The sequence below is a fragment of the Qipengyuania rhodophyticola genome (assembly GCF_042493225.1).
Taxonomy (GTDB): Bacteria; Pseudomonadota; Alphaproteobacteria; order Sphingomonadales; family Sphingomonadaceae; genus Erythrobacter.
On record NZ_CP170454.1, the window covers coordinates 2,130,744 to 2,155,051 of the forward strand.

A 24,308-nucleotide genomic window follows, 5' to 3' on the forward strand; every position below is an offset into this window, starting at 1 on the left:
CGGGACCGCCCTCTTTGTTCTGACTAAGGGCCAAAAGCCTTAGCGTGAGTAGAACTCGACCACGAGGTTCGGTTCCATCGTCACCGGATAGGGCACTTCGTCGAGTTTTGGCACGCGGGTGAAGGTCACCTTGTCATTGCCATCAGGAGCGACATAGTCTGGAATTTCACGCTCTGGCAGGCTCTGTGCCTCGATAACCAGCGCCATTTCCTTGGCCTTGTCGCCTAGGCTGATGATATCGCCGACATCGCAGCGGCGGCTCGCGATGTTACACTTTACGCCGTTCACGCGGATGTGACCGTGCGAGACGATTTGACGTGCAGCAAAGATCGTTGGCGCAAATTTCGCGCGGTACACGATCATGTCCAGACGGCGCTCAAGAAGGCCGATCAGGTTCTGACCAGCATCGCCCTTCATCCGCGTGGCATCCTTATAGGTGCTGCGGAACTGCTTCTCAGTGACGTCGCCGTAATAGCCCTTGAGCTTTTGCTTGGCGCGCAGCTGCAGACCGAAATCGCTCATCTTGCTCTTGCGACGCTGACCATGTTGGCCGGGGCCATAAGAGCGCTTGTTTACCGGGGAGTTTGGACGACCCCAGATGTTTTCACCCATCCGGCGGTCAAGTTTGTGCTTCGAGCTAGTACGCTTCGTCATAAAATCTCTCAAATTTGCTGGGCCGCCCATCTGGCGACCGTTCAACCCGGCATCGCTCCGCAAGAGAAACACTCAAGCGCGGTCTCCGCTTCACCGGGGTGCGGGACCAATTGCGAGCGCGCGCATTAGCAGGATTGTGCAGCGCGTCAAGTTTAGTCAAATCACGCTCGACAAACTGAGGCTAACGCGGCAGAGGCGCGGGCATGAGTGACGAATTCAAGCAACCTGAGGACTGCGCGGATATGCGCGATGTGCGCGTGGGTGTCGATGCCACAGATCGCGAGCTTATGGCGCTGCTCGCGCAGCGCTATGGTTATATGCGCGCAGCGGCACGGATAAAGCAGGACCGCGGGACAGTGCGCGATGAGGGTCGCAAAGCACAAGTCATTGAAAATGCACGCGATGACGCGGCTCAGCGTGATCTCCCAGCAGAGGATCTGGCGCGGATATGGGAGCAATTGGTCGAAAGCTCGATCGCTTATGAATTGGTCGAGTGGGACCGTTTGCGGGGCAAGTAAGGCGTCTGGCTAGCGCTTGGGGTGACTATTTCGGTCTTGGCCCGCGCTGCAGATGGGAAAGTACACCGCGCAAGGTGCGTATCTCTAACTCGTTCCATGCTGGCTTGGTTAGGACGCCGCGAAGCGTGCGCCGCGTCGCTTCCTCACGGTTTTTCGGATAGAAATAGCCATTCGGCTCCAGCATAGTTTCAAGATGCTCGACTAAACCATCCAGCTCTGCCTGAGGCGCTGGCGGCAGCGTCTCTTCCAAAGTGGGCTGAGCAAGGTTTTGCGCGCTAGCCTGAGTTTTCGACCATTCATAAGCGCACAGAATGACCGCCTGCGCGAGGTTTAGTGAACCAAATTCCGGATTGATCGGCACGGTTAGGATCGCGCGGGCGAGTGCGACATCTTCTGTCGCTAGGCCTGAAGCTTCGCGGCCAAACAGGATCGCGCTTTTGCCTGGTTCGCTATGCCATTGCTGCGCAGCTTCCTCTGGTGTGACGACTGGTTTGGTGACCCCGCGCTTGCGCACGGTGGTGGCATAGATATTGGCGCAATCGGCCACAGCCTCAGCTGTTGCTTCGAAGACCTGCGCGCCTTCTATCACCACATCTGCGCCCGCTGCCGATGGCCCTGCGTCTGGGTTCGGCCAGCCATCGCGCGGCGCCACTAAGCGCATTTCGGTAAGCCCGAAATTGAGCATCGCGCGGGCCGCCTTGCCAATGTTCTCGCCGAGCTGTGGACGCACTAGAACAATGATCGGCTTTTCAGATTTATTGGGCGTATCCGGCATCGCCCGCTCAGTCGCCTTTGGCGGCTTCCTGCACAGTGCTGGCGAATTCCTCGAAGTCCTTGGCTTCGCTGAAGTCGCGATAGACACTTGCGAAGCGGATATAGGCCACGCTGTCAATCTGGCGCAGGCCGTCCATCACCATTGCACCGATGCTGCTGGAGGGAATTTCGGGCTCGCCAGCGGTCTCGACCTGGCGCTGAATGCCACTAACGAGTTGGTCAATGCGTTCCTGTGTCACGCCGCGTTTGCGGCAAGCCAGCGCGACTGACTTTTCCAGCTTGCTGCGGTCGAAGCTCTCGCGGCGGGGCTCTTGTCCCTCTCCGCCTGATTTTACCACGGTCACATCGCGCAATTGCACGCGTTCAAAAGTGGTAAAACGCGCGCCGCATTGAGAGCATTGCCGCCGGCGGCGGATGGAGGTGTTGTCTTCGGTTGGGCGGGAGTCTTTGACCTGCGTATCGTCCGAGGCGCAATAGGGGCAGCGCATATGCGGTGCCTACTGACCAGGATAGACTGGGAATTGCGCGCATAGCTCAGCAACGCGGCCGCGCACGCTTTCCTCGACTTGCGCGTCGCCCTCGGGTCCATTCTTTGCCAGGCCATCAACCACTTCGACAATGAGCTGTCCAATGAGCCGGAACTCGGTGGGGCCAAAGCCGCGCGTTGTGCCTGCCGGTGTGCCAAGGCGGATGCCGCTGGTCACAAATGGGCTGCGCGTGTCGTATGGAATGCCGTTCTTGTTGCAGGTGAGCCAAGCCCGGTCGAGGCCGGCCTCTGCTGCCTTGCCGGTCACGTCTTTGGCTGTCAGATCGACCAGCATTGAGTGATTGTCCGTGCCGCCAGAGACGACGCGCAGTCCATGCTCTTCAACACTGGCGGCGAGCGCGCGGGCGTTTTCGACCACGCGGTGCGCATAGCTTTTGAACTCAGGGGTCAGCGCTTCTTTGAACGCGACGGCTTTAGCGGCGACGACATGCATTAGCGGGCCGCCTTGCAGGCCGGGGAAGACCGCCATGTTAAGCGGCTTGGTCAGCTCTTCATTGTTCCACAGGATCACGCCAGAGCGTGGCCCTCGCAAAGATTTATGCGTGGTCGTGGTCACAATGTCGCAAAGCGGGAACGGCGAGGGATGCGCGCCGCCAGCGACAAGGCCGGAGATGTGGCTCATGTCGCACAGCAGATAAGCGCCCACTTCATCGGCGATTGCGCGGAAGGCGGCAAAATCCCATGTCCGCGAATAGGCAGTGCCGCCGCAGATGATGAGCTTTGGCTTGTGCTCGCGTGCAGTCGCCGCGACTGCATCCATATCAATCAGCTCGTCTTCTTTGCGCACGCCGTAGCTGACCGGGTTGAACCATTTGCCCGACATGTTGACGGGTGAGCCATGTGTCAGGTGCCCGCCCGAGTTCAGATCGAGCCCCATAAAGGTGTCGCCTGGCTCAAGCAGAGCAAGGAACACGGCCTGATTCATCTGGCTGCCGCTGTTCGGCTGAACATTGGCAAATTCGCATCCGAACAGCAGCTTGGCTCGCTCAATTGCCAGCGTTTCGACTACGTCGGCATAGTCGCAGCCCCCGTAATAGCGCTTGCCCGGATATCCTTCTGCATATTTATTGGTGAACACGCTGCCGGTAGCTTCCAGCACCGCACGGCTCGCAATATTCTCGCTCGCAATCAGTTCGATCTTGTCCTGCTGCCGCTTGAGCTCTTTGCCAATTGCCTCTGCGATTTCGGGATCGCTCTCGGCCAGCGGCGCGTTCCAAAACGCGTCCATTGCCGGGTCATTGACGGGGTCGTTAGCGGAAGGAGCGTTCATTGCAGGGTCTCAATCGTATCAGGTGTGATGGGCGGATTGCCAAGCTTGCCAACGCGGCGCGCATGACGGTCTCCGCCAAATTCGGTGTTCAGAAACGCCTCGACGCAAGCCTTGGCCATTTCAATGCCAGTTAGCCGCGCGCCAAGGGCAATAGCATTTGCATCATTATGCTCGCGGGCGAGGGCCGCGGACAGCGGCTCTGAAACGAGCGCGCAGCGCAGCGCAGGGTGACGGTTCACAGCGATGGAAATGCCAATGCCGCTGCCGCAAATGGCGATCCCGCGTTCGGCCGTGCCATCAGCGACGACGCTGGCCAGCTTATATCCATAGTCGGGATAATCGACACTGTCGGCGGTGTTCGGGCCAAGGTCGGCGACCTCATGGCCTTGTTCAATCAGCCAATCGCGCAAGGCAGCCTTGAGCTCGATGGCGGCATGGTCGGAAGCAAGTGCAATACGCATGAGTGGCCACATAGTGTGGTGAGGCGATTCGTGCGACCCTTTATGTGGGGTTATCCTGTGTTGACGGAGAGTTTCAGTTTGCCTCTGCCATCGCTTCTTCGATGCGCTTTAATGCGTCAGGGTTTTCAGCCAGATATTGCTGAACTTTGACGCGTATTTCGCTCCCCGCTTCACCCTGCAGTTTAGTGATATCCGCGAAATATCGCTGATTAGCAGCAGCGACCGCTGGATCGCTGAGCAGTTCAGGAGACTCGCGGAAGTAACGCGAACCGGCTGGGGTCTGGGAAAAGGCGCGGATCTGTTGCAGTTCTTCGAGCGAGAACTTGTTTACATATGCAACCGCTGTGGCGTCGATGATCTGTGGCAAATGCTTCTGTATTGTCGGCATCAATCGCTCACCAAGATTGCTCAGAAAATCGTCCATAATCGCCCGAATGCCTGGTTCTTGAAAGATAGGACCTTGCATTGCGGCGGCGCCAAATTGGCCGCCAATATCGTTGACCATCTTCGTGAAGATCGCATCCCGTTCGCCGGGCGGATAAATCGCGTTGATGATGGCCTGCGCTTCGGCAAGCTCATCAGCGGGTAGAGCTTCCGCTACATCAGTTTCTTGAGCAGCAACTGGCGTCGCCGCCAACGGTGCCGCGATCAATCCAATGGCAGCGATGCCTGTACGAAACCGGCGCATTACTGATCCAGGAAGCTGCGCATTTTGCGGCTGCGGCTTGGATGCTTCAACTTACGCAGCGCCTTCGCCTCGATCTGACGAATACGTTCGCGTGTCACGCTGAACTGTTGGCCAACTTCTTCCAAAGTGTGGTCGGTGTTCATCCCGATGCCGAAGCGCATACGCAGCACGCGTTCCTCACGCGGCGTGAGGCTCGCAAGAACGCGGGTGACCGTCTCTTTAAGGTTCGCTTGAATCGCGGCATCCACGGGGATAATCGCATTCTTATCCTCGATGAAGTCACCAAGGTGCGAATCTTCTTCATCACCAATCGGCGTTTCAAGAGAGATCGGTTCCTTGGCGATTTTCATGACCTTGCGAACCTTCTCCAGCGGCATGGAAAGGCGTGCGGCCATCTCCTCCGGTGTCGGCTCGCGGCCTTCCTCGTGCAGGAATTGGCGGCTTGTACGCACCAGCTTGTTGATCGTCTCGATCATATGGACTGGAATACGGATGGTGCGAGCCTGATCCGCGATTGAGCGGGTAATGGCCTGCCTGATCCACCAAGTCGCATAGGTGCTGAATTTATAGCCGCGGCGATATTCAAACTTATCAACCGCCTTCATCAGGCCGATATTGCCTTCTTGGATGAGGTCGAGGAATTGCAAACCGCGATTGGTGTATTTCTTTGCGATAGAAATCACGAGACGCAAATTCGCCTCCACCATTTCCTTCTTGGCGATACGTGCTTCACGCTCGCCCTTCTGCACCATATTTACGATGCGGCGGAACTCAGGCAGGGACATGCCTGTTGCGCTAGCAATATCGCCAATTTCGGTTCGAATGCGGTCGATGGCATCGGCTTCTTTTTCAGCAAAGGCCGCCCATTTCTTATCTTTCTTGGTCCGATCACCCAGCCATGCATCGTCAAGCTCATGGCCGATATAGGCCTCAAGAAAGTCCTTGCGCTTGACCTTGTGACGCTCTGCAAGGCGCAGCATTTGGCCTCCCAATGCAGTCAAACGGCGGTTGAATGCATAAAGGTTGTCGACCAGGAATTCGATTTTGGTCGCGTGGAACTGAACGCTCTCGACCTCAGCTGTCAGCTGATCGGAAAGTGACTCATACTTCTTCTCTTTGGCGGCAGTGAAGGCGCCACCTTGCCCCATGACTTCAACACGTTCTTGCTGGAGCTTCTCAAACGTTTTAAAGAGTTTGGTGATCCGTTCAAAGCGTTCCAGCGCGTCGGGCTTTAGCGCGGCTTCCATCTGCGCGAGGGACATGGTGTTGTCCTCTTCTTCCTCATCGTCTTTCTTTGAGGAGCCTTCTTCGCCGTCTTCGTCGTCGCTTTCTTCTTCGTGATCCTCTTCCTCGTCATCGTCGCGAATAGAGGGGCCAGCGGTCTCTTCTGAGATTTCACCGTCATCATCGGCGTCTTCTTCTTCCGCCATCTTTTCTGGCGGCGGCTCTTTAGAAAGCATCGCATCAAGATCGAGGATCTCGCGCAGCTGCATTTCCTCATCATTGAGAGCTTGTGACCATTGCATGATAGCGTGGAAGGTAATCGGGCTCTGACATAGGCCAATGATCATTGTGTCACGGCCAGCCTCGATACGCTTGGCGATGGCAATCTCGCCCTCACGGCTGAGCAGTTCCACCGCGCCCATTTCGCGCAGATACATGCGAACAGGGTCATCAGTCCGCTCACCTGCCGCGAGCTTTTTGGTCGGAGTAGCCGCGGCTTTGGCGGCGCCTTTCTTGGTGCCATCTGCGCCTACGGAGATTTCTTCGACTTCGGCTTCCTTTTCAGCCTCCGCCTCAGCTTCCTCATCGTTCTCAACGATCTGGACGCCCATTTCGGACAAGGAGGTTTGAATGTCCTCGATCTGGTCGGGGCTCATCTGATCCGAAGGCAGCGCTTCGTTAAGCTCATCATATGTGATGTAGCCCTTGCGCTTACCTTTGGTCATAAGCTTCTTGATTGAAGCTTCGTTCAGATCGATCAGCGGAGCGTCTTCGCTATCGGCAGATTTTGACTTAGTGGCCATCTATTTGCGTCAGTCCATCTTTGCGCTCATCAGCAGAAAGGTTCTCTACTGTAAGCGTTGAATTGTTATCTTGGTCCGCGATTGCTTTCTTGCGTCCGAATTGCTTCAATCTCTCGTCCAGTAGCAAGAGCCGCTTTCGCAGCTGCGCCTGTTCTTCCATTGAGCCTTCCGGATCTTGCTCGAAACGCGAAGTGGCTGCCGTCAGGGCAGCCTCTAGCGCAGGCCTTTCGACCAGCAGAGACACGGCTTCGGCCAATTCCTCGCGCGCATCTACCGGGTCGGTGCCTTCATCAAGGAAGGTGTATCGGGATAAATCCGGTGGGGCTGGAAGGCCTAACTCTGCTGATATGGGGGATTGGTCGTGCGAATCAAGCGTTTCAGCGGCCTCAATCAACGAATCAATTGCTTTACCGACATTTTTATCACGCGCAGCAAAGTCTAATAGTGCATCTTCATGGCGGATGATCTGATCTGGGAAGCGCGCAAGGCCGCTGATTACCGCCGCGGCGAGCGAATCGCGCGACCCGCCAGAGGTGATGCGGCGCAGGTTTGCAGCGGCCTCAGGCGAGAGGCGCGGCGCGGCGGGTTTGAAGCCGCCCTTTTGCCATTTGCCGCCTCCGCCTTGCTGGCGCGGTGTCCATTGGCGCTGCTCGCGCGGTGGGAAGGCGAAGTTGGAAAAACGCTCAAGCAATTCGCGGCGATAGAGCGCACGGATGTCGGGTTCTTGAATAGTTTCCACGTGAGCCATCAGGCGGGCTTTGAGGCCAGCCTTGTCTTCGGGTGAGTTGAGCGGAGCCGCATCGCGCTCCACAATCCAGAGCGTGTCGAGCAGGCTGTTCGCATTGCCCAGCAATTCCTCTAGCGCGTCGCGGCCTTTCTCTTTCAGTAGATCATCCGGGTCGACGCCCTCGGGCATGCGGACAATGCCCAGCGAATGGGCCGGTCGAAGCAAGGGCAGGGCGCGGGTCACGGCACGCATCGCCGCACGTTGACCGGCTTTATCGCCGTCAAAGCATAGAATGGGTCGCTCAACATGGCGCCAGAGTAGCTCGATCTGCTGCTCGGTGAGCGCAGTGCCCAGCGGCGCAACCGCTTCGCCAATCCCCGCATTTGCCAGCGCAATCACGTCCATATAGCCCTCAACCACGACGATCCGGCCAGACTGGCGCGCGGCGGGCGCAGCCCGGTGGAGATTGTAAAGCGTGCGGCCCTTGTCGAAGAGGGGAGTTTCCGGCGAGTTCAGATATTTCGGCGCGTTGGGATTGGCGTCAGCATCGAGGATACGACCCCCGAAGCCAATAACGCGGCCCCGCGCGTCCTGGATCGGCAGCATCAGCCGGTTGCGAAACCGGTCATACGGTTCTTTGCCATCGACCACGATGCGCATACCTGCCTCAATCCGCATCTCTTCATCGAATTTGGCGAGCGCGCTCTTCAATCCCTGACGGTCACCCGGTGCATAGCCAAAGCCGAACTCCTCGATGACTTGTTGCGAGAAACCGCGCCGGTCGAGATAGCTGCGCGCGGCAACCCCGCCGCTCCCGCGTAAATTGCCATAGAACCAGCTTTGTGCGGCATCTGTTACATCAATCAGGCTCGCGCGCTTCTCTGCCTTTTGCGCCGCCACCGGGTCAGGCGCGGGGACTTCCATCCCGGCCTCCACGGCCAGATCTTTGACCGCATCCATAAAGCCCATGCCCTGATGGTCGGTCATCCAGCGGATCGCATCGCCATGCGCGCCGCAGCCAAAGCAATGGTAGAACCCTTTGGCGTCATTGATGGTAAAGCTCGGCGTCTTCTCATCATGGAAGGGGCAGCAGGCCTTGAACTCCCGCCCCGCCTTTTGCACGCGCACCGTTCGCCCGATCAAAGTCGAGAGCGTCGTGCGCGCCCGCAATTCATCCAGCCATTGTGGTGAGAGAGCCATGGGGCGACTTTGCCTACTTAGAGATGCCCTGTCGAGCGCATCCTGTGCATGAGGCTGTGTGCAAACACACCCGGAGCGCGATCAGGAAAAGTGGGAACAGGTTTTCCGGTTCGAGAGCGTGAGCACAAGTCAGCTAAGCGCCGCTTTCACCATCCCGCTCGCCAGCGACCCATCGAGCACCGCGCCGTGGCGTTTCTTTAGCTCGCCCATCACGCGTCCCATGTCCTTCATGCTGTCCGCGCCAAGCTCTTCCTTGATCGCGGCAATCGCCGCGGCAGTGTCTTCCTCGCTCATCATTTGCGGGAGGAATTCCTCGATAACCGCCAGCTCAGCCTCTTCCTTGTCCGCCAGCTCATCGCGTCCGCCATCGCGGTACATGGTGATCGATTCGCGGCGCTGCTTGGCCATCTTTTGCAGCACGCTCGTGACCAGCTCATCATCCTCAGGCTTCTTGTCCGAGGTACGCAGCTCAATATCGCGGTCTTTGATCTTCGCCCCGATCAGGCGGAGCGTCGCGGTGCGCTCTTTATCGCCAGCCTTCATGGCAGTGATAGTTTCTTTTTGGACTGTTTCTCGGATGCTCATGGCGCTCTCTTGCATTTATCTGTGGAATTGTTGTCTCTCACATAGAACTGCTTGCCGGAAAGCCAAGCCCAGCGGTTGACGGGAGGGGCCGCGCTCCTTAGCAAACATCGCTTAGCGACATTGCTGGAAACCCTCTCTAACGGAGCGCCCAAATGGCTTCTTCCGCCTCTTTTCCTGCGCAGCCTTCTGGTGCGACGGGTTGTCTTGTTCTGGCCGATGGCACAGTGGTGTGGGGGCGCGGCTTCGGTGCGCAAGGCAATGCCGTGGGCGAGGTCTGCTTCAACACCGCTATGACTGGCTATCAAGAGGTTATGACCGACCCCTCTTACGATAGCCAGATCGTCACCTTCACATTCCCGCATATCGGCAATGTCGGCGCGAATGCAGAGGATGTTGAGAGCAAAGATCACGGCGCGGTGGGCTGCATTGTCCGCGAAGATGTGACGCCGCAGAGCAATTTTCGTAGCGAGCACGAATTTGACGAATGGATGCGCGCGGCTGGCAAAATCGGCCTTGCTGGGGTGGATACCCGCGCACTGACCCGGCGCATACGCATGTCCGGCGCGCCTAATGCGGTGATCGCGCATAATGCGAGCGGCAAGTTTGATCTCGATGCGCTGCTGACCAAGGCGCAAAGCTGGCCGGGGCTTGAGGGGCTGGATCTGGTGCCTTCCGTGACGCGCGAGGCGCGCGAAGATTGGGGCGGCGGCGAGTGGACGCTGGGCAAGGGTTATGCACGGGCTGACTGGGCCAATAAGCCGCATGTCGTCGCGCTGGATTTCGGCGCGAAGGACAATATCTTCCGCAATCTGGTTCAGGCTGGGGCGAAGGTCACCGTTGTGCCCGGCAAGACTGCGCTGGAAGATGTGCTGGCGCTAAAGCCGGACGGCGTGTTCCTCTCCAACGGGCCGGGCGATCCGGCGGCGACGGGCGCATATGCGGTGCCGGTGATTAAGGGCCTGCTGGAGCGCGATGTGCCGCTGTTCGGCATATGCCTTGGGCACCAGATGCTGGCGCTGGCGGCGGGCGCAAGGACGGTAAAGATGCATCAGGGGCATCGCGGCGCGAACCACCCGGTTCAACGCGTTGGCTCCGGCTGGGGCGAGACGGCGGAACTGGTTGAGATCACCAGCATGAACCACGGCTTCGCGGTGGATGGCGACAGCCTGCCCGATGGCGTTGAGCAAACGCATGTGTCCCTATTCGATGGCTCCAATTGCGGGATCGCGATTACCGGTAAGAAAGCCTTCGGCGTGCAATACCACCCCGAGGCCTCACCCGGCCCGCAAGACAGCTTCTACCTATTTGAGAAGTTTGTGGGGATGCTCACGTGAGTGTGCTCGCTCGGACACTCATTGCGGCACTGGCGCTAACCGCAGCGCCTGCCGCTGCGCAGGACGCGCCGAAGCCCGCATGGCATTCGGTTCTCATTGACCGTGATGCGATGTTCGAAGTCAGAGGGGAGCGTCGCAGCAGAACCAGCAGTGACACGCCCAGCAAGGATGATGTTTTCGTCCTTCCGCTAAAGCTGCCCGCGGTTCGAGAAGACAGCCCGCCAGTGTCCGCACGCATGGTGTGCTATGCCGGAGTTCACAAAGCCCAGTTGAGCCCCTCTGAGCTGGATTTGGACCTGCGATACGAACAGTTTGCAGAGAGGCGCAAAGAGCGCGGCTTTACCACTGATAAGATCGTGCGCGCGGACAAAGGCGGTGTTCGCATTCTTCATGCTATTGGCCAGCGCCCCGATCCGCATGAGCATTTTGTCATATCGCTGATTACCGCGGTGAGGGGCGATACTGTCGTCAGCGTGACGCGCAACTGCACTGTCCAGCATGTACCGCGTGCGCTCGGCGAGGTCGATTTCTTGGCGCTGGTTGAGCGGAATACAAAAGTGCGTTTCACATTCCCGACCGCTTTCCTCGATAACCGCAATGGGTTCTCCCCGTTTAAGAAGTTTGTGGGGATGTTGGGGTGAGGCGAACCAAGCTAATTTGGTTTGCGTTGGGCGTTGCAACATCTGCGGTTGCAATGCTTGCTACAAATTTATTTGTTCAAGCACCGGCCGAACTACATCCATATTTAAGTGTCTCTGAGCGAGCGCTTACGGTCGAAGAATTGGACCAATTTGAAAAGTTCGCGCAAACCAGCGGTCAACTTCTGCGGGAATGTGGCGCAAAGCAGTTTTTCATGAAACAAGCAAATGGACCTGATGGGGTTCCCTACAGCTTGATTAAGATCAATCAGGAAAACGATCTGGCGATTTACTGCGTGTTCGAGCGCGCAAGACTGGAAGGTTTTCCTCTATATATTCAGCTGATCACGGACCAAAATGCGCAGGTATTCTGACATCACTTTTGGCTTTGCTTGCGGTGCGCTATTTGCCGCGACGTCAGCCCTCGCCCAACCCACCGACCCATACGCCAATTGGCCCGGTGTTGAGCTGGTCGAGGGCGTCGCATTTCAGGGCGATGGCGGGGTCACGCTCGAAGGTTCCGAGGCAGGTGTGCCGGTCGTGAAATTCTGGCGGCCTGTCCTGTTTCGCGAAGATACCGACGCGCCCGTTGCGGGCCGCATGGACTGCTCCGTCGCGGCCGTGGCGGCCGAGTTCAGCGAAGAAGCTTTCGACCTCGACGAACGTCACGAGCAAGTTGAAAAGACCCGCAAGCGCTCCGGCTTTCGCGAAAATGACCGCCAGCGTGATTACTCTGACACCCGCCGCGATCTCCACATCATTGGCCGCCGCAAGGGGGAGCGCGAGCATTTCGTGCTATCCTATATTGCGGTGCGCGATGGCGAGCGACTGATCGATATCCGCCGCAATTGCACCTTCGTTTTCCGCCAAGACGCGGGCAAGCCTGACTGGCTCGCCTACGTCAATCGCTACACCAAATTCCGCTTCGCCTTCGAGCCCGACCTCGACGCCAAGATCAATGCCAACTTCAACGCTGACGCCGACTTGCCGCGCCCGCATTTCTTCTAACCTCGCACCCATCCGATAGGATTTCCGTCCAAAATGCCCAAACGCAACGACATCTCCTCCATCCTCGTCATTGGCGCAGGCCCGATCATCATCGGTCAGGCGTGCGAGTTCGATTACTCGGGCACTCAGGCGATTAAGGCACTGAAAGAGGAGGGGTATCGGGTCATTCTGGTCAACTCCAACCCGGCAACCATCATGACCGATCCGGAAACGGCGGATGCGACCTATGTCGAGCCGATTACGCCGGAGATCGTGGCCAAGGTCATTGCGAAAGAGCGGCCTGATGCGCTGCTGCCGACGATGGGCGGGCAGACCGCACTGAATTGTGCGCTAAGCCTGCAAAAGATGGGTGTGCTGGAGGAATATGGCGTCCAGATGATTGGCGCGGATGCGGAGGCGATTGATAAGGCCGAAGATCGCCAGAAGTTCCGCGATGCGATGGACTCCATCGGGCTAGAAAGCGCGCGCAGCGGCGTGGCGAATACGGTGGAAGAGGCTCAGGAAATTCTTGAGCGAACGGGTCTGCCCAGCATTATCCGCCCCAGCTTCACCCTTGGCGGGACCGGCGGCGGGATCGCTTATAACAAGGCGGAGTTTGAGCGGATTGTGCGCGAAGGGCTGGATGCGAGCCCGACCACTGAAGTGCTGATTGAGGAATCGCTACTAGGTTGGAAAGAGTATGAGATGGAGGTTGTCCGCGACAAAAAGGACAATTGCATCATCATCTGCTCGATTGAGAATGTCGATCCAATGGGCGTCCATACGGGTGACAGCATTACGGTGGCACCGGCGCTGACGCTGACGGATAAAGAGTATCAGATCATGCGGACCGCCAGCCTCAATGTGCTGCGCGAGATTGGCGTGGAAACCGGCGGCTCGAATGTCCAATTTGCGGTCAATCCCAAGGATGGCCGGTTGATCGTGATCGAGATGAACCCGCGTGTTTCGCGCTCCTCGGCGCTTGCCTCAAAAGCGACCGGCTTTCCGATTGCGCGCGTCGCGGCGAAATTGGCCGTGGGGTACACGCTCGACGAGATCCAGAACGAGATAACGGGCGCGACCCCGGCGAGTTTTGAGCCGACGATTGACTATGTCGTGACCAAAATCCCGCGCTTTGCCTTTGAGAAATTCAAGGGCGCTGAGGCGCAGCTTTCCACTGCGATGAAGTCGGTCGGCGAAGTGATGGCGATTGGCCGTTCCTTTGCAGAGTCGATGCAAAAGGCGCTGCGGGGGCTCGAAACTGGGCTCGACGGATTTAACCGCTTTCTCCCGCTGGAAGGGGCGAGCCGAGACAAGCTGACTGCGGAGCTTTCGCAGCGAACACCGGACCGTATCCTCAAGATTGCGCAGGGTTTTCGCGAGGGGATGAGCGTGGATGACTTGCAGCCGATCACCGGCTTTGATCCCTGGTTCCTGCGCCAGATAGAGGCGATTGTCGCTGCTGAGAAGCATGTGAGCGCCGATGGTCTGCCAAATGATGCGCAGGAATTGCGTAAGCTCAAGGCGATGGGCTTTTCCGACCAACGGCTAGCGACACTCGCCGTGCGCTCCGTTGGCGTTGCGGGCGGCATGGGAGAGACGCAGGCGCGCAGTTCCGGCCTTTTGCATGACGCAATGCAAGCGATGGCCGGGGCGACCAGCGAGGCCGAAGTGCGCGATCTGCGGACGAAACTGGGCGTGCGCCCTGTATTCAAGCGGATTGATAGCTGCGCGGCGGAGTTTGAGGCGATCACGCCCTATATGTACTCGACTTATGAAACGCCAAGCTTTGGCGAAGCCGAGGATGAAGCTGAGCCGTCTGATCGCAAAAAGATCGTCATTCTGGGCGGTGGCCCCAACCGGATCGGGCAAGGCATCGAGTTCGATTATTGCTGCGTCCATGCCTGCTATGCGCTGCGCGATGCGGGCTTTGAGACAATTATGGTCAATTGCAATCCTGAGACGGTTTCGACTGATTATGACACCTCGGACCGACTCTATTTTGAGCCGCTGACCGAGGAAGATGTGCTCGAAATCCTGCGCATTGAAATGTCCAAAGGCGAAGTGGTTGGTGTGATCGTGCAGTTCGGCGGACAAACCCCGCTCAAACTCGCCGCTGCTTTGGAGCGCGAAGGCATACCCATCCTCGGCACATCGCCTGATGCGATTGACCTTGCCGAAGACCGCGAGCGTTTTGCCAAGCTGGTGAATCAGCTGAAGCTGAAGCAGCCGGACAATGGCATTGCGAAAAGCCGCGATGAGGCGGCTGCTGTGGCCGCACACATCGGCTACCCCGTATTGCTACGGCCATCCTATGTGCTGGGCGGCCGTGCCATGGAGATTGTCGATAGCGAAGCCCAGCTCGATGATTACATTGCCACGGCGGTGAATGTGTCCGGCGATAGCCCGGTGCTGGTGGATCAATATCTGCGCGATGCCATCGAATGCGACGTGGATGTGGTGAGCGATGGCGAGGAAGTGCGCATTGCGGGCGTCATGCAGCACATCGAAGAAGCCGGCGTGCATTCGGGCGACAGCGCCTGCACTATCCCGCCTTACAGTCTGCCCGATGACATAGTTTCCGAGATGGAGCGGCAGGCGCGCGAATTGGCGCTCGCGCTGAAAGTGCGCGGCCTCATGAATGTACAATTCGCCGTGAAAGATGGCGAAGTCTATCTGATCGAGGTGAACCCGCGAGCCAGCCGTACAGTGCCCTTCGTCGCGAAGGCCATTGGCCGCCCGATTGCCAAAATAGCCAGCCGGGTGATGGCGGGCGAGCCCCTGAGCGAATTTGAGCCCTTCGACATCCGGCCCGAGCATATGGCGGTCAAAGAGGCAGTGTTCCCTTTTGCTCGCTTCCCCGGCGCCGACCCCGTTCTGACACCGGAGATGAAAAGTACCGGCGAAGTCATGGGAATTGATGCAGATTTTCCCGCAGCATTCCTGAAGTCGCAAATGGGGGCGGGCATGGTTCTGCCGCGTGAGGGCACGCTGTTCGTGTCGGTCAAGAATAGCGACAAAGCGGTCATCGTTCCGGCTGTCAAAACGCTGCTTGCGCAGGGTTTCAAGGTGATCGCGACCGGCGGCACGCAAAGCTATCTTGCTGAGCAGGGCCTCGATGTGACCCGCGTTAACAAGGTCGCCGAAGGCCGGCCGCATATTGTCGATGCGATTATCGATGGCGAAGTCGATCTCGTGTTCAACACCACGGAGGGATGGCAATCGTTGATCGATTCCAAATCGATCCGTGCATCGTCGCTGGAAAAGAAGGTCCCCTATTACACCACAGCCGCCGCTTCCCTAGCGTCAGCGCGCGCGATCGCAGAAGTTTCGCCAGCTGACCTTGAAGTACGCTCGCTCCAAGACTATTATAGCGGCTAAGATTTTCTAGAACTTCCCCTCGGACAAATCGTTCAGAAGGTGCGGCGGTCATCGCGGCATACTCTCGAATTGTCCCATAAGGGCTTGAGACAGAAGGATAAAGGAGTCTCATGGAAAAGGTACCAATGCTCGCTGAGGGCTACGAAACGCTGATTGCGGAACTGAAAGAACTGCGCGATGAGCGTCCAAAAATCGTTGACGCGATCGAGGAAGCACGCGCTCATGGCGATCTTTCGGAGAACGCAGAGTACCACGCCGCAAAAGAGCGGCAGGGACAGGTCGAGGCGCAGATTTCTGATATTGAGGACAAGGTTAGCCGTGCGCAAATCATTGATCCCAAAACTCTCTCTGGTGACAAAGTGGTCTTTGGGGCGACGGTGACGTTGCTCGACGAAGACGACAAGCCGATCAAATATCAGATCGTCGGTCAGACCGAGGCTGATGCGAACCAGGGAAAGATCTCCTATAATTCGCCCATTGGTCGTGCGCTGATTGGTAAGCAAGTACAGGAAGAGATCGAAGTGACGGTCCCTTCTGGCGATAAGTTCTACCTCATTGATAAGGTTGAATATATCTAGGATCGTAGTCCGTTAAGCGCCTTCTCCATGGCGTAATTATGGATGGCGATTTCGCGCCCGTCAGAGGGGATTGTGAAGTCGCGACGATGCGTAGCGGAATAGCCCGCGCGTTCAAACGCGGGCCGAGCAAGTTCACTTGCCTCGGTGTAAAGGCGTGCAATCCCTAGCTCTACGGCGTGATTTTCCGCCGCCTCAAGGGCTTGCTCAGCGAGGCCGCGGCGTGTGTGCTGGGGGTGAGCGTAGAGGTGGTCGAGATGACCGTCTGGCTCAAGCAGTGAATACGCCACCGGCGTGCCGATGTCGTCGGCCACGACAAAGATGATAGCGCCACTGGCCACCCGCTCGCGGTAACGTTCTGGCCCGGGATGTCGCGCGACCCATGCGGCAATCTGCTCTTCGGAATATGCGCGCGGCCCGATTTGTGTGATCGCTTCACGGCAGAGCGTGCTTAACGCATGCTCGTCGCCATCGCGATAGCGCCGCAATGTGTATTCCATGGCGTGATTAGCAGCGCTTGCTTAAGTGCTTGGCTCAAGCAGCTTGTGCAGGTGGACGATCACATACTTCATCTCGGCATCATCAACCGTGCGCTGGGCATTGCCGCGCCACGCGTCTTCCGCCGCTTCATAATCGGAATAGACGCCCGCTACGTGAATGCTCTCTGGGTCCTGAAACTCGATATTGCGCGGGTCCTTCACGCGGCCACCCATGACGAGGTAGAGCGCTTGTTTGATTTCGGTTTCTTCCATGGTGAGTAGTGCCTTTGTGCTGTTCCGGGGAGGATTGTTTGTCGCGCACATAGAGCAAGCGGCGCGGCAGGCAAACCCGCTGCGTTAACTGCAATCTATGTGAAGGGGAATTTAGCCGTTCAGGCGCGAGCGCAGATCGCGGACCGTGCGGCTTGTCGTCCGCTTGGCTTTGCGTGAGGCAGTTTTGACAGCATCGCTTGCCGCATCGGCGTGGTAAGCGGCATCGCGCTTGATCCCGCGTGCGGTTGTGCCAATCGATTCCCCAATATCCTCCGCCATGTCGCCGCCTTTTTGCTTGGCTTTGGCCGCGCTTTCCTCGGCGCGTTCAAGCAGGTCGAGCCCAAAAGAGAGCGCTGCTTGCGTGGCCAGTGCTGCAAAAGCGCTGCTACGCTTGGCGCCGGTTTTTACGACCGTGCGGCCCGGACGGGTCATCGCTCCGATCAGCAGGCCAACACCAATCGCACCCGCGACCACGGCAACCGGGTGTTTCTTCGTGAATTCAGCGGCATTTTCAGCGGCCTCTCTTGCGGCGCTCGCTAGATCACGTTCTGCAAGGCGTTGTTTGCCCGCCTCGATTTTCTGGCGCAGCAAATCGCGCGGGTCCTTGGGTGCATTGGCGTAGAGCGAAGTATCCGCAAGCTCAGTATCGACGAAATCAGGATCAGAATTCAGCTCGTCAACCGAGGTTGTGGGCTGCGTGTTGTCATTGGCATTCTGGCTCATCGTACTTTCCGTTTCTTCACTTCCGCTTTGCGCTGTCTCAGATATCTGCTGCTGTAGCGCTATTCTCATCATGTGAGGTTAAATCTTCTATATCGGCCTCTGTGTGGTCATCCGCAGCTGGCGCGGTCTCATCACTCGCAAAGAGGTCTGTAATCGGGTTGCGTGCAAACCACATGACAAGCGCCGCGATTATAGCAATCAATGCGCCCTTATTATCGCCAGCTACGCCGACGGCTTCTTCATAAACTTCGCTCGCACCCTCGGTAACGCGGTCTTTTGCGCGCAGGGCAAGGCTCTTACTAGAGAAATCCTCGCGCACATTCTCAACATCGGCATCAAGCAGAGCCTTTGCCGCGTCACGCAAGGCGCGGTCTTCAACCATTTGGGCGCGTAAATCGTTCATGCGTTTGTATCGCTTGATGTATTGCCAGCCTCATCTGAACTCTTGCCGAACGCGAAGCCAATATCTTTCGCTTTCGATCGGATCATCAGGCCCAGAATGACAATTCCGAGGATCAGCACCAGCGTTACCGCGCCGGTCGCGAGCCATGGGTTGATCACTTGGGCTAATGCGAAGACTGAGCCTACGACCAGCGCGACCAAGGCCAGGTGCAAAAACCCCAAAGCAAAAATCGCATAGATTGCGATGTGTTTTGCGCGGTTACCGGCAAAAACCGCGCGGCTTTTCTGAAAAGCAAGTTCTGCTTCGGCATAGACCTTGCCGTCCTCGGTAAGCGCCTTCAGATCGTCAGCCAGTGAAGGGGGGACAGGCGCATCTGCGGGGTCAACCGCGTCCGTAGCGCCCTGCTCATGCTCGGGCATATCGCCCGGAGCAGGTTCACCTCGCTCCGGTACGTTGTCCTCTTCCCGCATGTTCAGCCCCTTAAATCGTTTTCCGTTACCGGCGGAATAGGCGCGAAAGCATGAATCCTGCAACTGCTGCGATACCAACCGCGAGGCCGGGGCTCTTGCGCACAAACTCGCGGGCGTCTTCGCCAATTTCGTCAACAGACTTGTTGTCGAGCGCTTCTGCGGTGTTGGCGAGCGATTTAGATGCGCTGCGGGCATAATCGCCATATTGCGCGCCAAGCCGCTCATCAACGTAATGCGCATTGTCGGCGACAACTTCGCTTAAGCCCCGCAGGCCATCGCTAGCCTTGGCTTTGCCTTCCACGGCAAGCTCCTTGCCCTTGACCTTCGCTTCTTCGCCGTAAGCCTTGGCATCGCCAACCCAATCTTCGCCTTTGCCCTTGGCCTGCTCGCGATAAGCGACGGCGCGACCTTTGCCCTCTTCCTTAAGGGCAGCGGCGCCCGCTTTGGCTTCTTCCAATGCGGCGTTGAAACGTGATTTTGCTTCGCTTGTTTTATCTGACACGGGGGCTGTCTCCTTTGCTTTTTTGGGTGTGGCTGCCTTCTTGGCAGTAGTCTTTTTAGCTGCGGTTTTGTGCGGCTTTTTCGCCGTTGATTTCTTCGCTGTGCTCTTGGCGTCGGCCATGATGATCCTCCAGAACTGTCAAACTGCCTTTGTCAGGCATATGAATAAACTTTGGCGTGCCCTACTGCAACGTATCTTGCGCCGAGCATGCCGCGCGCATAGAGCGCTCTTCGCACCTGCAATGTAGAGGTGTCTTACACAATTACAACACTTCACTGGAGTTTTGGTTCCCGATGACTGCGATTATTGACCTGCATGGCCGCGAAATTCTCGATAGCCGGGGTAACCCGACGGTTGAGGTGGACGTCCTCCTTGAAGATGGCAGTTTTGGCCGCGCGGCGGTGCCTTCGGGCGCGTCAACTGGTGCGTATGAAGCGGTTGAGCTGCGCGATGGCGACAAGGATCGCTATCTCGGCAAGGGGGTGCTGCAGGCCGTCGATGCGGTGAATAATGAGATTAGCGAAATGCTGCTTGGCCTCGATGCCGAGGATCAGCGCGATATCGATCAGGCGATGATTGATCTGGACGGCACGCCGAACAAGGCGCGGCTTGGTGCAAATTCGATTTTAGGGGTGAGCCTGGCGGTCGCAAAGGCTGCGGCGAATGCGCGCGGTTTGCCGCTCTATTCCTATGTCGGCGGTGTGTCCGGCCATGTCCTGCCCGTGCCGATGATGAACATCATCAATGGCGGTGAGCATGCTGATAACCCGATTGATATTCAGGAATTCATGGTGATGCCTGTGGGCGCGGACAACCTTGCCGAGGCTGTGCGTTGGGGCGCAGAGATATTCCACACGCTGAAGAAAAAGCTGCACGCCAAGGGCCTCGCGACGGCAGTCGGCGACGAAGGCGGTTTTGCGCCTGATCTGGCCAGCACGCGCGATGCGCTCGATTTCATCATGGCATCGGTTGAAGAGGCTGGCTTCAAGCCGGGCGAGGACGTGGTGCTCGCGCTGGATTGCGCGGCGAGCGAGTTCTTCAAGAACGGCAAATACGAGATTTCGGGCGAGAAGCTCTCGCTGGGTGGCGACGAAATGGCCGCTTACCTCGCAAAACTATGCGATGATTACCCGATCCGTTCCATCGAAGACGGCATGGATGAGGATGACTTTGCAGGCTGGAGAGCGCTGACCGATCTCATTGGCGACCGCGTGCAATTGGTCGGCGATGATCTCTTCGTCACCAATCCGGAGCGCCTGACCCAAGGCATCACAGACGGTCTTGCCAATTCGCTCTTGGTGAAGGTCAATCAGATCGGCACGCTGTCAGAAACACTGGACGCCGTCGATATCGCGCACCGTGCAGGCTACACTTCGGTGATGAGCCACCGTTCAGGCGAAACCGAGGATGCCACCATCGCCGACCTCGCAGTCGCGACCAATTGCGGCCAGATCAAAACCGGCTCGCTGGCCCGTTCTGACCGGCTCGCAAAATACAACCAGCTGATCCGTATTGAGGAAGAGCTGGGCGCGAGCGCGCATTACGCCGGAGCTGCTTGTTTCGGATAATCCGCCGATAGTTTGTGTTTGCCCGCTGCTCACCCTATCGTCCCGTTAGAGCGTTACTAGGGAGAGCCGGGCGATCACACAGTTTCCAGCCCATCCAGATGATGTGACGCCTGAGTGGCTGTCGCAGCTGCTTGGCACGCATGTTGGCGGCGTGTCTTGGGAGCCAATCGGCACGGGGCAGGTCGGCGATAGCGTCCGCTTCCATTTGCACGAGAGGGGCGAGGGCGCTCCGGCAACGCTAGCGGGCAAGTTCCCCGCTGAGGACCAAACCAGCCGCGGCACGGCGGCAATGATGGGGCTCTACGCCAAAGAGGTGAGCTTTTACCGCGAGGCCGCTGCAAAACTCGCCGTCAGAACGCCCGCGACCCATTTCGCCAAGGCTGATCCCGGCGGCACAGAGTTCGTGATCATCTTCGAGGATCTCGGCGCGGCTCGCGGTGGCAATCAGATTGAGGGATGCTCGCTGAATGACGCACGCGCCGCGATAAAGCAGGCCGCCGCGCTTCACGCCTCTAGCTGGCATAATGCAGGGATTCTCGGCTCATCATGGCTCACCCCGCCTGAGGGTTTGCGCGCGCAGCTTGGCACCATGTATCCGCAAGCGCAGAAGGTATTTGCCGAACGCTATGCAGGCCAGCTTGAGCCGAAATTTATGGCAGTCTGCGGAGAGCTCGCCGAAATCCGCGAGCTTTGGACCCGCACAGAAGAACCGCCGCAATGCCTCGTCCATGGCGATTTCCGGCTCGACAACATGCTGTTCGATATCAAGGGCGGTGCAGAGCCTATCGCCATCCTCGATTGGCAGACCGTCACCGCAGGCAAAGCGATGACGGACATTGGCTATTTCCTCGGCTGCGGGATTGGCGACGAGATGCGCCGCGTTCACGAGGAAGGTTTGCTGCACGACTATCTCACCGAGATGGACCGACGCGGCGTCACCCTGACGCGTGAAAACATCTGGCATGACTACCGCATCGGCGCGCTCCACGGTGTCTCAACCGCCGTCTTCAGCGCCGCTTTTGTTGAGCGGACGGAGCGGGGCGATGCCAACTTCCTGTCGATGGCGCGCGGCGCTTGCGCATTGGCGCTGGAGCATGACAGTATCGGTGCATTAAGGGAGCTAATCTGATATGGCTTTGTCCAAGGGCGACGACTTCCCCATCCACCAGACCGCCGAGCCGGTGGCCTATGCGGGCACGGATCGCAATTTCTACGACCGCTATTTCTTTAATGGCTATGCGCCCGATGGCGGCGGCTTTTTCGCGATAGCCTTTGGTGTCTATCCGCATCTCGATGTGGTGGATGCACATTTCAATGTGATTCGCGATGGGGTTCAACATTGTGTCCATGCGAGCCGGGAGGCGGGCATGGAGCGGATGGACCTGTCCTGCGGCCCGATCACGATTGAGATTGTCGAACCGCTGAATGTGCTGAAAGTGTCAGTAGGCGATCATGAGGGGATTTCGGCGGAGCTGACCTTTACCGGGCGTCATTTTCCCATCGAGGAGCCACGCTTCACGCACCGGACCGGTCCGCGCGTTCTGCTCGATTGCACGCGGATGACTCAGAATGGTCGCTGGACCGGCTGGATTGAGGTCGATGGGGAACGTCAAGAGCTTGCCACGGGCACTATGGGCACGCGCGACCGCAGCTGGGGTGTTCGTCCGATTGGCGCGCCCGATGCGCAGCCTATTCCGGGGCAGGCGATGCCGAGCTTCTTCTGGCAGTGGACGCCGATCAACTTCCCGAGTGGCAGTCTGTTCTTCCATGTGAATAACGACACGCTGGGCAACACATGGAACACCCGCGCGGCCTGGGCGCTGGAGGGGGCGAGCGCCGATGTACTGAGCGAAGGCGCGGGTAGCATGCGCACGCGTCTGAGCAGCGGAACCCGCTGGCCAAGCGGCGGTTCTACGGTGTCATTGGCGCTGCCCGGCGGGCCGGAGGAGATCACCTTTGAACCGTTGGGTCGCTTTCAAATGAAGGGGCTGGGCTATACTCATCCCGACTGGCGGCACGGGATGTATCACGGCGCGCTGAAAGTAGAGCGTGAGGACATTGTGCTGGATGGCCTCGGCCCGCTCGCGCTGGACAATATCCATGTGCAAATTCCCGTTGCGGTGACCAGTGATGGCGAGGAAGGCATCGGCGTGTTTGAGCAGCTAATCATCGGCCCCTTCGCGCCACTGGGGCTGAGCGAGTTTATTGATGGGGCGGGGTAGGGCGCGCCGCTAAACACTTGGCAAGATTGGCGGTGTATTGGCGTGGATATGAGATTGATCTCGTCTTGGTTTGCGCGAAGTTTCGTTTTGCTGTTTGGGGCGCTTGCGCTGTCCGCTTGCGGGAGCAACCCCAACAGCGCAGAGGTGCGTTGGCGCGTCACGGTTGAGGTCGCAACACCGGAGGGTATGCGGACGGGGTCAAGCGTGTGGAGTTGGAGCCTGTCGCGGCCAACGGTTGCGCTAGCCAGCGCCTATGATGGCGAGTTTCGCGGTGAAGCGGTGGCTGTCGATCTGCCGAATGGCAAGACACTGTTTGCACTGGTGAAGGGGCAAGAAATGATCCCTGAGCGGCAGTTTCGTGATCTTCTCCCTCAACGTGAGAGGGAAGACCGAGTTGCCGATATTCTCGATATCGCTGCCAATACCGGCAGCACGAGACAACTCCCCTGCGTGCCGAAACCTGAAAAAGGCGGGTATGCCTTCAAGTACGACTGCATGATGCTGGTAAGCTTTGCAGATGCGGGTGATCCAACATCAGTGTTTGAGATCGATTATCACGATGCAGCCGATAGCCTTGGCGAAGGTTATACCATTCAGGCGATTACCATCACTATCACCGATCAAGAAGTGACAACCGGAATTGGGGAACGGCTGCGAGAGACCGGGATCAAACCTAACAGTAGTCTGGACAACGATTTCGACATGACGACCAATCCAACGCTGGCACAGATGTTGGGCTATACTGACTTTGTAAGGGGTACATCAAAATGAGCCGTGATTTGTCGCTCGCTATCTTGGCAATGGACGCTTACAATCGCGGTCTTGGCCAGAAAGATCAGCAGATCTTCACCTAACCCCCAAAACGCCCTTGCAGCTCAAACAGTGCCAGCGCCGCCTTTGCCGCCTCGCCGCCCTTGTCTTTCTGCGCTGCATCGGCGCGGACCAGCGCCTGTTCCTCATTCTCAACCGTGATGATGCCATTGCCGATGGCGATCCCATCCATGGTCAGCGCCATGACGGCGCGCGCGCTTTCGCCTGCAACAATCTCGAAGTGATAGGTCTCGCCGCGGATCACCACGCCAATCGCGACAAAGCCGTCATACTCTTGCGCTTCCACTGCCAGTGAGATCGCGCCGGGTATCTCGAGCGCGCCGGGCACGGTGAGCACTTCTGCCTCGTGTCCTGCCGCCTCTAATGCGGCGCGCGCGCCCGCGATCAGCATGTCGTTCAAATGGTCGTAAAACCGCGCTTCGACGATCAGAAATTTGGCCATGTGGTGAGTCCTATAATGCTTATGCGGGG

The 24,308-nt window shown here is 58.0% G+C and carries 27 protein-coding genes; 11 read left to right on the plus strand and 16 right to left on the minus strand.

Features of this window, described 5'->3' with window-relative positions:
* Positions 1–39: 39 nt before the first annotated feature.
* Complete coding sequence (rpsD, locus tag ACFCXQ_RS10180; protein ID WP_379550250.1) at positions 40–654, minus strand: 30S ribosomal protein S4; 615 nt, start codon at positions 652–654, stop codon at positions 40–42.
* Positions 655–857: 203 nt separating this feature from the next.
* Between rpsD and ACFCXQ_RS10185 the strand changes: the two genes are divergently transcribed.
* Positions 858–1,172: a chorismate mutase gene (locus tag ACFCXQ_RS10185; protein WP_379550252.1), complete on the plus strand. Its 315-nt coding sequence runs from the start codon at positions 858–860 to the stop codon at positions 1,170–1,172.
* Between the two features lie 25 nt (positions 1,173–1,197).
* Here ACFCXQ_RS10185 and ACFCXQ_RS10190 read toward each other — a convergent pair whose 3' ends face one another.
* The 8 genes from ACFCXQ_RS10190 to ACFCXQ_RS10225 form a co-directional block, all read right to left on the minus strand.
* Positions 1,198–1,947, minus strand: coding sequence for an RNA methyltransferase (locus ACFCXQ_RS10190; RefSeq protein ID WP_379550254.1), 750 nt, complete (start codon positions 1,945–1,947; stop codon positions 1,198–1,200).
* 7 nt (positions 1,948–1,954) lie between these two features.
* On the minus strand, positions 1,955–2,434 hold the full coding sequence (gene nrdR / locus ACFCXQ_RS10195; protein WP_379550256.1) for a transcriptional regulator NrdR: 480 nt from the start codon (positions 2,432–2,434) through the stop codon (positions 1,955–1,957).
* Between the two features lie 9 nt (positions 2,435–2,443).
* On the minus strand, positions 2,444–3,763 hold the full coding sequence (glyA, locus tag ACFCXQ_RS10200; protein WP_379550258.1) for a serine hydroxymethyltransferase: 1,320 nt from the start codon (positions 3,761–3,763) through the stop codon (positions 2,444–2,446).
* Positions 3,760–4,224 (minus strand): ribose 5-phosphate isomerase B, encoded by a 465-nt coding sequence (gene rpiB / locus ACFCXQ_RS10205; RefSeq protein WP_379550260.1) that lies wholly within the window; start codon positions 4,222–4,224, stop codon positions 3,760–3,762. The genes glyA and rpiB overlap by 4 nt, the downstream gene beginning before the upstream one ends.
* A gap of 73 nt (positions 4,225–4,297) precedes the next feature.
* The gene (locus ACFCXQ_RS10210) at positions 4,298–4,912 is read right to left on the minus strand and encodes a DUF2059 domain-containing protein (protein ID WP_379550262.1); all 615 of its coding nucleotides are present in this window, start codon (positions 4,910–4,912) and stop codon (positions 4,298–4,300) included.
* Positions 4,912–6,939: an RNA polymerase sigma factor RpoD gene (rpoD, locus tag ACFCXQ_RS10215; RefSeq protein ID WP_379550264.1), complete on the minus strand. Its 2,028-nt coding sequence runs from the start codon at positions 6,937–6,939 to the stop codon at positions 4,912–4,914. The genes ACFCXQ_RS10210 and rpoD overlap by 1 nt, the downstream gene beginning before the upstream one ends.
* Positions 6,929–8,866, minus strand: coding sequence for a DNA primase (dnaG, locus tag ACFCXQ_RS10220; RefSeq protein WP_379550266.1), 1,938 nt, complete (start codon positions 8,864–8,866; stop codon positions 6,929–6,931). The genes rpoD and dnaG overlap by 11 nt, the downstream gene beginning before the upstream one ends.
* Before the next feature lie 129 nt (positions 8,867–8,995).
* Positions 8,996–9,451, minus strand: coding sequence for a GatB/YqeY domain-containing protein (locus ACFCXQ_RS10225; RefSeq protein ID WP_379550268.1), 456 nt, complete (start codon positions 9,449–9,451; stop codon positions 8,996–8,998).
* Between the two features lie 152 nt (positions 9,452–9,603).
* Here ACFCXQ_RS10225 and carA point away from each other — a divergent pair, with 152 nt between their 5' ends.
* The 6 genes from carA to greA all read left to right on the plus strand — a co-directional run bounded on the left by carA (position 9,604) and on the right by greA (position 16,369).
* Positions 9,604–10,785 (plus strand): glutamine-hydrolyzing carbamoyl-phosphate synthase small subunit, encoded by a 1,182-nt coding sequence (gene carA, locus ACFCXQ_RS10230; RefSeq protein WP_379550270.1) that lies wholly within the window; start codon positions 9,604–9,606, stop codon positions 10,783–10,785.
* Positions 10,782–11,426, plus strand: coding sequence for a hypothetical protein (locus ACFCXQ_RS10235; RefSeq protein WP_379550271.1), 645 nt, complete (start codon positions 10,782–10,784; stop codon positions 11,424–11,426). Before carA ends, ACFCXQ_RS10235 begins: the two co-directional genes overlap by 4 nt.
* A complete protein-coding gene (locus ACFCXQ_RS10240; protein ID WP_379550273.1) occupies positions 11,423–11,797 on the plus strand; it encodes a hypothetical protein in 375 nt (124 codons plus the stop codon). The genes ACFCXQ_RS10235 and ACFCXQ_RS10240 overlap by 4 nt, the downstream gene beginning before the upstream one ends.
* On the plus strand, positions 11,781–12,431 hold the full coding sequence (locus tag ACFCXQ_RS10245) for a carbamoyl-phosphate synthase large subunit (protein ID WP_379550274.1): 651 nt from the start codon (positions 11,781–11,783) through the stop codon (positions 12,429–12,431). Before ACFCXQ_RS10240 ends, ACFCXQ_RS10245 begins: the two co-directional genes overlap by 17 nt.
* Before the next feature lie 33 nt (positions 12,432–12,464).
* Positions 12,465–15,791 carry a carbamoyl-phosphate synthase large subunit gene (gene carB, locus ACFCXQ_RS10250; RefSeq protein WP_379550276.1) on the plus strand — a complete coding sequence of 1,109 codons (3,327 nt, stop codon included), beginning with the start codon at positions 12,465–12,467 and terminating at the stop codon, positions 15,789–15,791.
* 110 nt (positions 15,792–15,901) lie between these two features.
* Positions 15,902–16,369: a transcription elongation factor GreA gene (greA, locus tag ACFCXQ_RS10255; RefSeq protein ID WP_379550278.1), complete on the plus strand. Its 468-nt coding sequence runs from the start codon at positions 15,902–15,904 to the stop codon at positions 16,367–16,369.
* Here the strand turns inward: greA and ACFCXQ_RS10260 are convergent.
* From ACFCXQ_RS10260 to ACFCXQ_RS10285, 6 genes are all read right to left on the minus strand, one after another.
* Entirely contained in the window at positions 16,366–16,866 is a 501-nt protein-coding gene (locus tag ACFCXQ_RS10260) for a GNAT family N-acetyltransferase (protein WP_379550280.1), read from the minus strand. The two genes, greA and ACFCXQ_RS10260, sit on opposite strands and share 4 nt — an antisense overlap.
* A gap of 21 nt (positions 16,867–16,887) precedes the next feature.
* On the minus strand, positions 16,888–17,118 hold the full coding sequence (locus ACFCXQ_RS10265) for a DUF4170 domain-containing protein (RefSeq protein ID WP_379550282.1): 231 nt from the start codon (positions 17,116–17,118) through the stop codon (positions 16,888–16,890).
* A gap of 111 nt (positions 17,119–17,229) precedes the next feature.
* Positions 17,230–17,841 carry a hypothetical protein gene (locus ACFCXQ_RS10270; protein ID WP_379550284.1) on the minus strand — a complete coding sequence of 204 codons (612 nt, stop codon included), beginning with the start codon at positions 17,839–17,841 and terminating at the stop codon, positions 17,230–17,232.
* Between the two features lie 37 nt (positions 17,842–17,878).
* A complete protein-coding gene (locus ACFCXQ_RS10275; RefSeq protein WP_379550286.1) occupies positions 17,879–18,244 on the minus strand; it encodes a hypothetical protein in 366 nt (121 codons plus the stop codon).
* Positions 18,241–18,714, minus strand: a complete 474-nt coding sequence (locus tag ACFCXQ_RS10280; RefSeq protein WP_379550287.1) for a phage holin family protein — start codon at positions 18,712–18,714, stop codon at positions 18,241–18,243. The genes ACFCXQ_RS10275 and ACFCXQ_RS10280 overlap by 4 nt, the downstream gene beginning before the upstream one ends.
* A gap of 25 nt (positions 18,715–18,739) precedes the next feature.
* The gene (locus ACFCXQ_RS10285) at positions 18,740–19,216 is read right to left on the minus strand and encodes a hypothetical protein (protein ID WP_379550289.1); all 477 of its coding nucleotides are present in this window, start codon (positions 19,214–19,216) and stop codon (positions 18,740–18,742) included.
* 293 nt (positions 19,217–19,509) lie between these two features.
* Between ACFCXQ_RS10285 and eno the strand changes: the two genes are divergently transcribed.
* The 4 genes from eno (at position 19,510) to ACFCXQ_RS10305 (ending at position 23,777) form a co-directional block, all read left to right on the plus strand.
* A complete protein-coding gene (gene eno / locus ACFCXQ_RS10290; protein ID WP_379550291.1) occupies positions 19,510–20,784 on the plus strand; it encodes a phosphopyruvate hydratase in 1,275 nt (424 codons plus the stop codon).
* Positions 20,785–20,887: 103 nt separating this feature from the next.
* Positions 20,888–21,913, plus strand: coding sequence for a phosphotransferase family protein (locus tag ACFCXQ_RS10295; RefSeq protein ID WP_379550292.1), 1,026 nt, complete (start codon positions 20,888–20,890; stop codon positions 21,911–21,913).
* 1 nt (position 21,914) lies between these two features.
* On the plus strand, positions 21,915–23,006 hold the full coding sequence (locus ACFCXQ_RS10300; protein WP_379550294.1) for a hypothetical protein: 1,092 nt from the start codon (positions 21,915–21,917) through the stop codon (positions 23,004–23,006).
* A 48-nt stretch (positions 23,007–23,054) separates the two neighbouring features.
* Positions 23,055–23,777, plus strand: coding sequence for a hypothetical protein (locus ACFCXQ_RS10305; RefSeq protein WP_379550296.1), 723 nt, complete (start codon positions 23,055–23,057; stop codon positions 23,775–23,777).
* 79 nt (positions 23,778–23,856) lie between these two features.
* Here ACFCXQ_RS10305 and ribH read toward each other — a convergent pair whose 3' ends face one another.
* Positions 23,857–24,279 carry a 6,7-dimethyl-8-ribityllumazine synthase gene (gene ribH, locus ACFCXQ_RS10310; RefSeq protein ID WP_379550298.1) on the minus strand — a complete coding sequence of 141 codons (423 nt, stop codon included), beginning with the start codon at positions 24,277–24,279 and terminating at the stop codon, positions 23,857–23,859.
* Between the last annotated feature and the right edge of the window lie 29 nt (positions 24,280–24,308).

Excerpts from the sequence above, each read along its gene's own strand:
- rpoD (WP_379550264.1), bottom strand. The coding sequence starts at position 6,939 with ATGGCCACTAAGTCAAAATCTGCCGATAGCGAAGACGCTCCGCTGATC.
- eno (WP_379550291.1), top strand. The coding sequence starts at position 19,510 with ATGACTGCGATTATTGACCTGCATGGCCGCGAAATTCTCGATAGCCGG.
- rpiB (WP_379550260.1), bottom strand. The coding sequence starts at position 4,224 with ATGCGTATTGCACTTGCTTCCGACCATGCCGCCATCGAGCTCAAGGCT.
- ACFCXQ_RS10185 (WP_379550252.1), top strand. The coding sequence starts at position 858 with ATGAGTGACGAATTCAAGCAACCTGAGGACTGCGCGGATATGCGCGAT.
- rpsD (WP_379550250.1), bottom strand. The coding sequence starts at position 654 with ATGACGAAGCGTACTAGCTCGAAGCACAAACTTGACCGCCGGATGGGT.
- ACFCXQ_RS10225 (WP_379550268.1), bottom strand. The coding sequence starts at position 9,451 with ATGAGCATCCGAGAAACAGTCCAAAAAGAAACTATCACTGCCATGAAG.
- ACFCXQ_RS10275 (WP_379550286.1), bottom strand. The coding sequence starts at position 18,244 with ATGAACGATTTACGCGCCCAAATGGTTGAAGACCGCGCCTTGCGTGAC.
- ACFCXQ_RS10260 (WP_379550280.1), bottom strand. The coding sequence starts at position 16,866 with ATGGAATACACATTGCGGCGCTATCGCGATGGCGACGAGCATGCGTTA.
- glyA (WP_379550258.1), bottom strand. The coding sequence starts at position 3,763 with ATGAACGCTCCTTCCGCTAACGACCCCGTCAATGACCCGGCAATGGAC.
- ACFCXQ_RS10190 (WP_379550254.1), bottom strand. The coding sequence starts at position 1,947 with ATGCCGGATACGCCCAATAAATCTGAAAAGCCGATCATTGTTCTAGTG.
- greA (WP_379550278.1), top strand. The coding sequence starts at position 15,902 with ATGGAAAAGGTACCAATGCTCGCTGAGGGCTACGAAACGCTGATTGCG.
- nrdR (WP_379550256.1), bottom strand. The coding sequence starts at position 2,434 with ATGCGCTGCCCCTATTGCGCCTCGGACGATACGCAGGTCAAAGACTCC.
- ACFCXQ_RS10300 (WP_379550294.1), top strand. The coding sequence starts at position 21,915 with ATGGCTTTGTCCAAGGGCGACGACTTCCCCATCCACCAGACCGCCGAG.
- ACFCXQ_RS10265 (WP_379550282.1), bottom strand. The coding sequence starts at position 17,118 with ATGGAAGAAACCGAAATCAAACAAGCGCTCTACCTCGTCATGGGTGGC.
- dnaG (WP_379550266.1), bottom strand. The coding sequence starts at position 8,866 with ATGGCTCTCTCACCACAATGGCTGGATGAATTGCGGGCGCGCACGACG.
- ACFCXQ_RS10280 (WP_379550287.1), bottom strand. The coding sequence starts at position 18,714 with ATGCGGGAAGAGGACAACGTACCGGAGCGAGGTGAACCTGCTCCGGGC.
- ribH (WP_379550298.1), bottom strand. The coding sequence starts at position 24,279 with ATGGCCAAATTTCTGATCGTCGAAGCGCGGTTTTACGACCATTTGAAC.
- ACFCXQ_RS10245 (WP_379550274.1), top strand. The coding sequence starts at position 11,781 with ATGCGCAGGTATTCTGACATCACTTTTGGCTTTGCTTGCGGTGCGCTA.
- ACFCXQ_RS10305 (WP_379550296.1), top strand. The coding sequence starts at position 23,055 with ATGAGATTGATCTCGTCTTGGTTTGCGCGAAGTTTCGTTTTGCTGTTT.
- ACFCXQ_RS10210 (WP_379550262.1), bottom strand. The coding sequence starts at position 4,912 with ATGCGCCGGTTTCGTACAGGCATCGCTGCCATTGGATTGATCGCGGCA.
- ACFCXQ_RS10270 (WP_379550284.1), bottom strand. The coding sequence starts at position 17,841 with ATGAGCCAGAATGCCAATGACAACACGCAGCCCACAACCTCGGTTGAC.
- carB (WP_379550276.1), top strand. The coding sequence starts at position 12,465 with ATGCCCAAACGCAACGACATCTCCTCCATCCTCGTCATTGGCGCAGGC.
- carA (WP_379550270.1), top strand. The coding sequence starts at position 9,604 with ATGGCTTCTTCCGCCTCTTTTCCTGCGCAGCCTTCTGGTGCGACGGGT.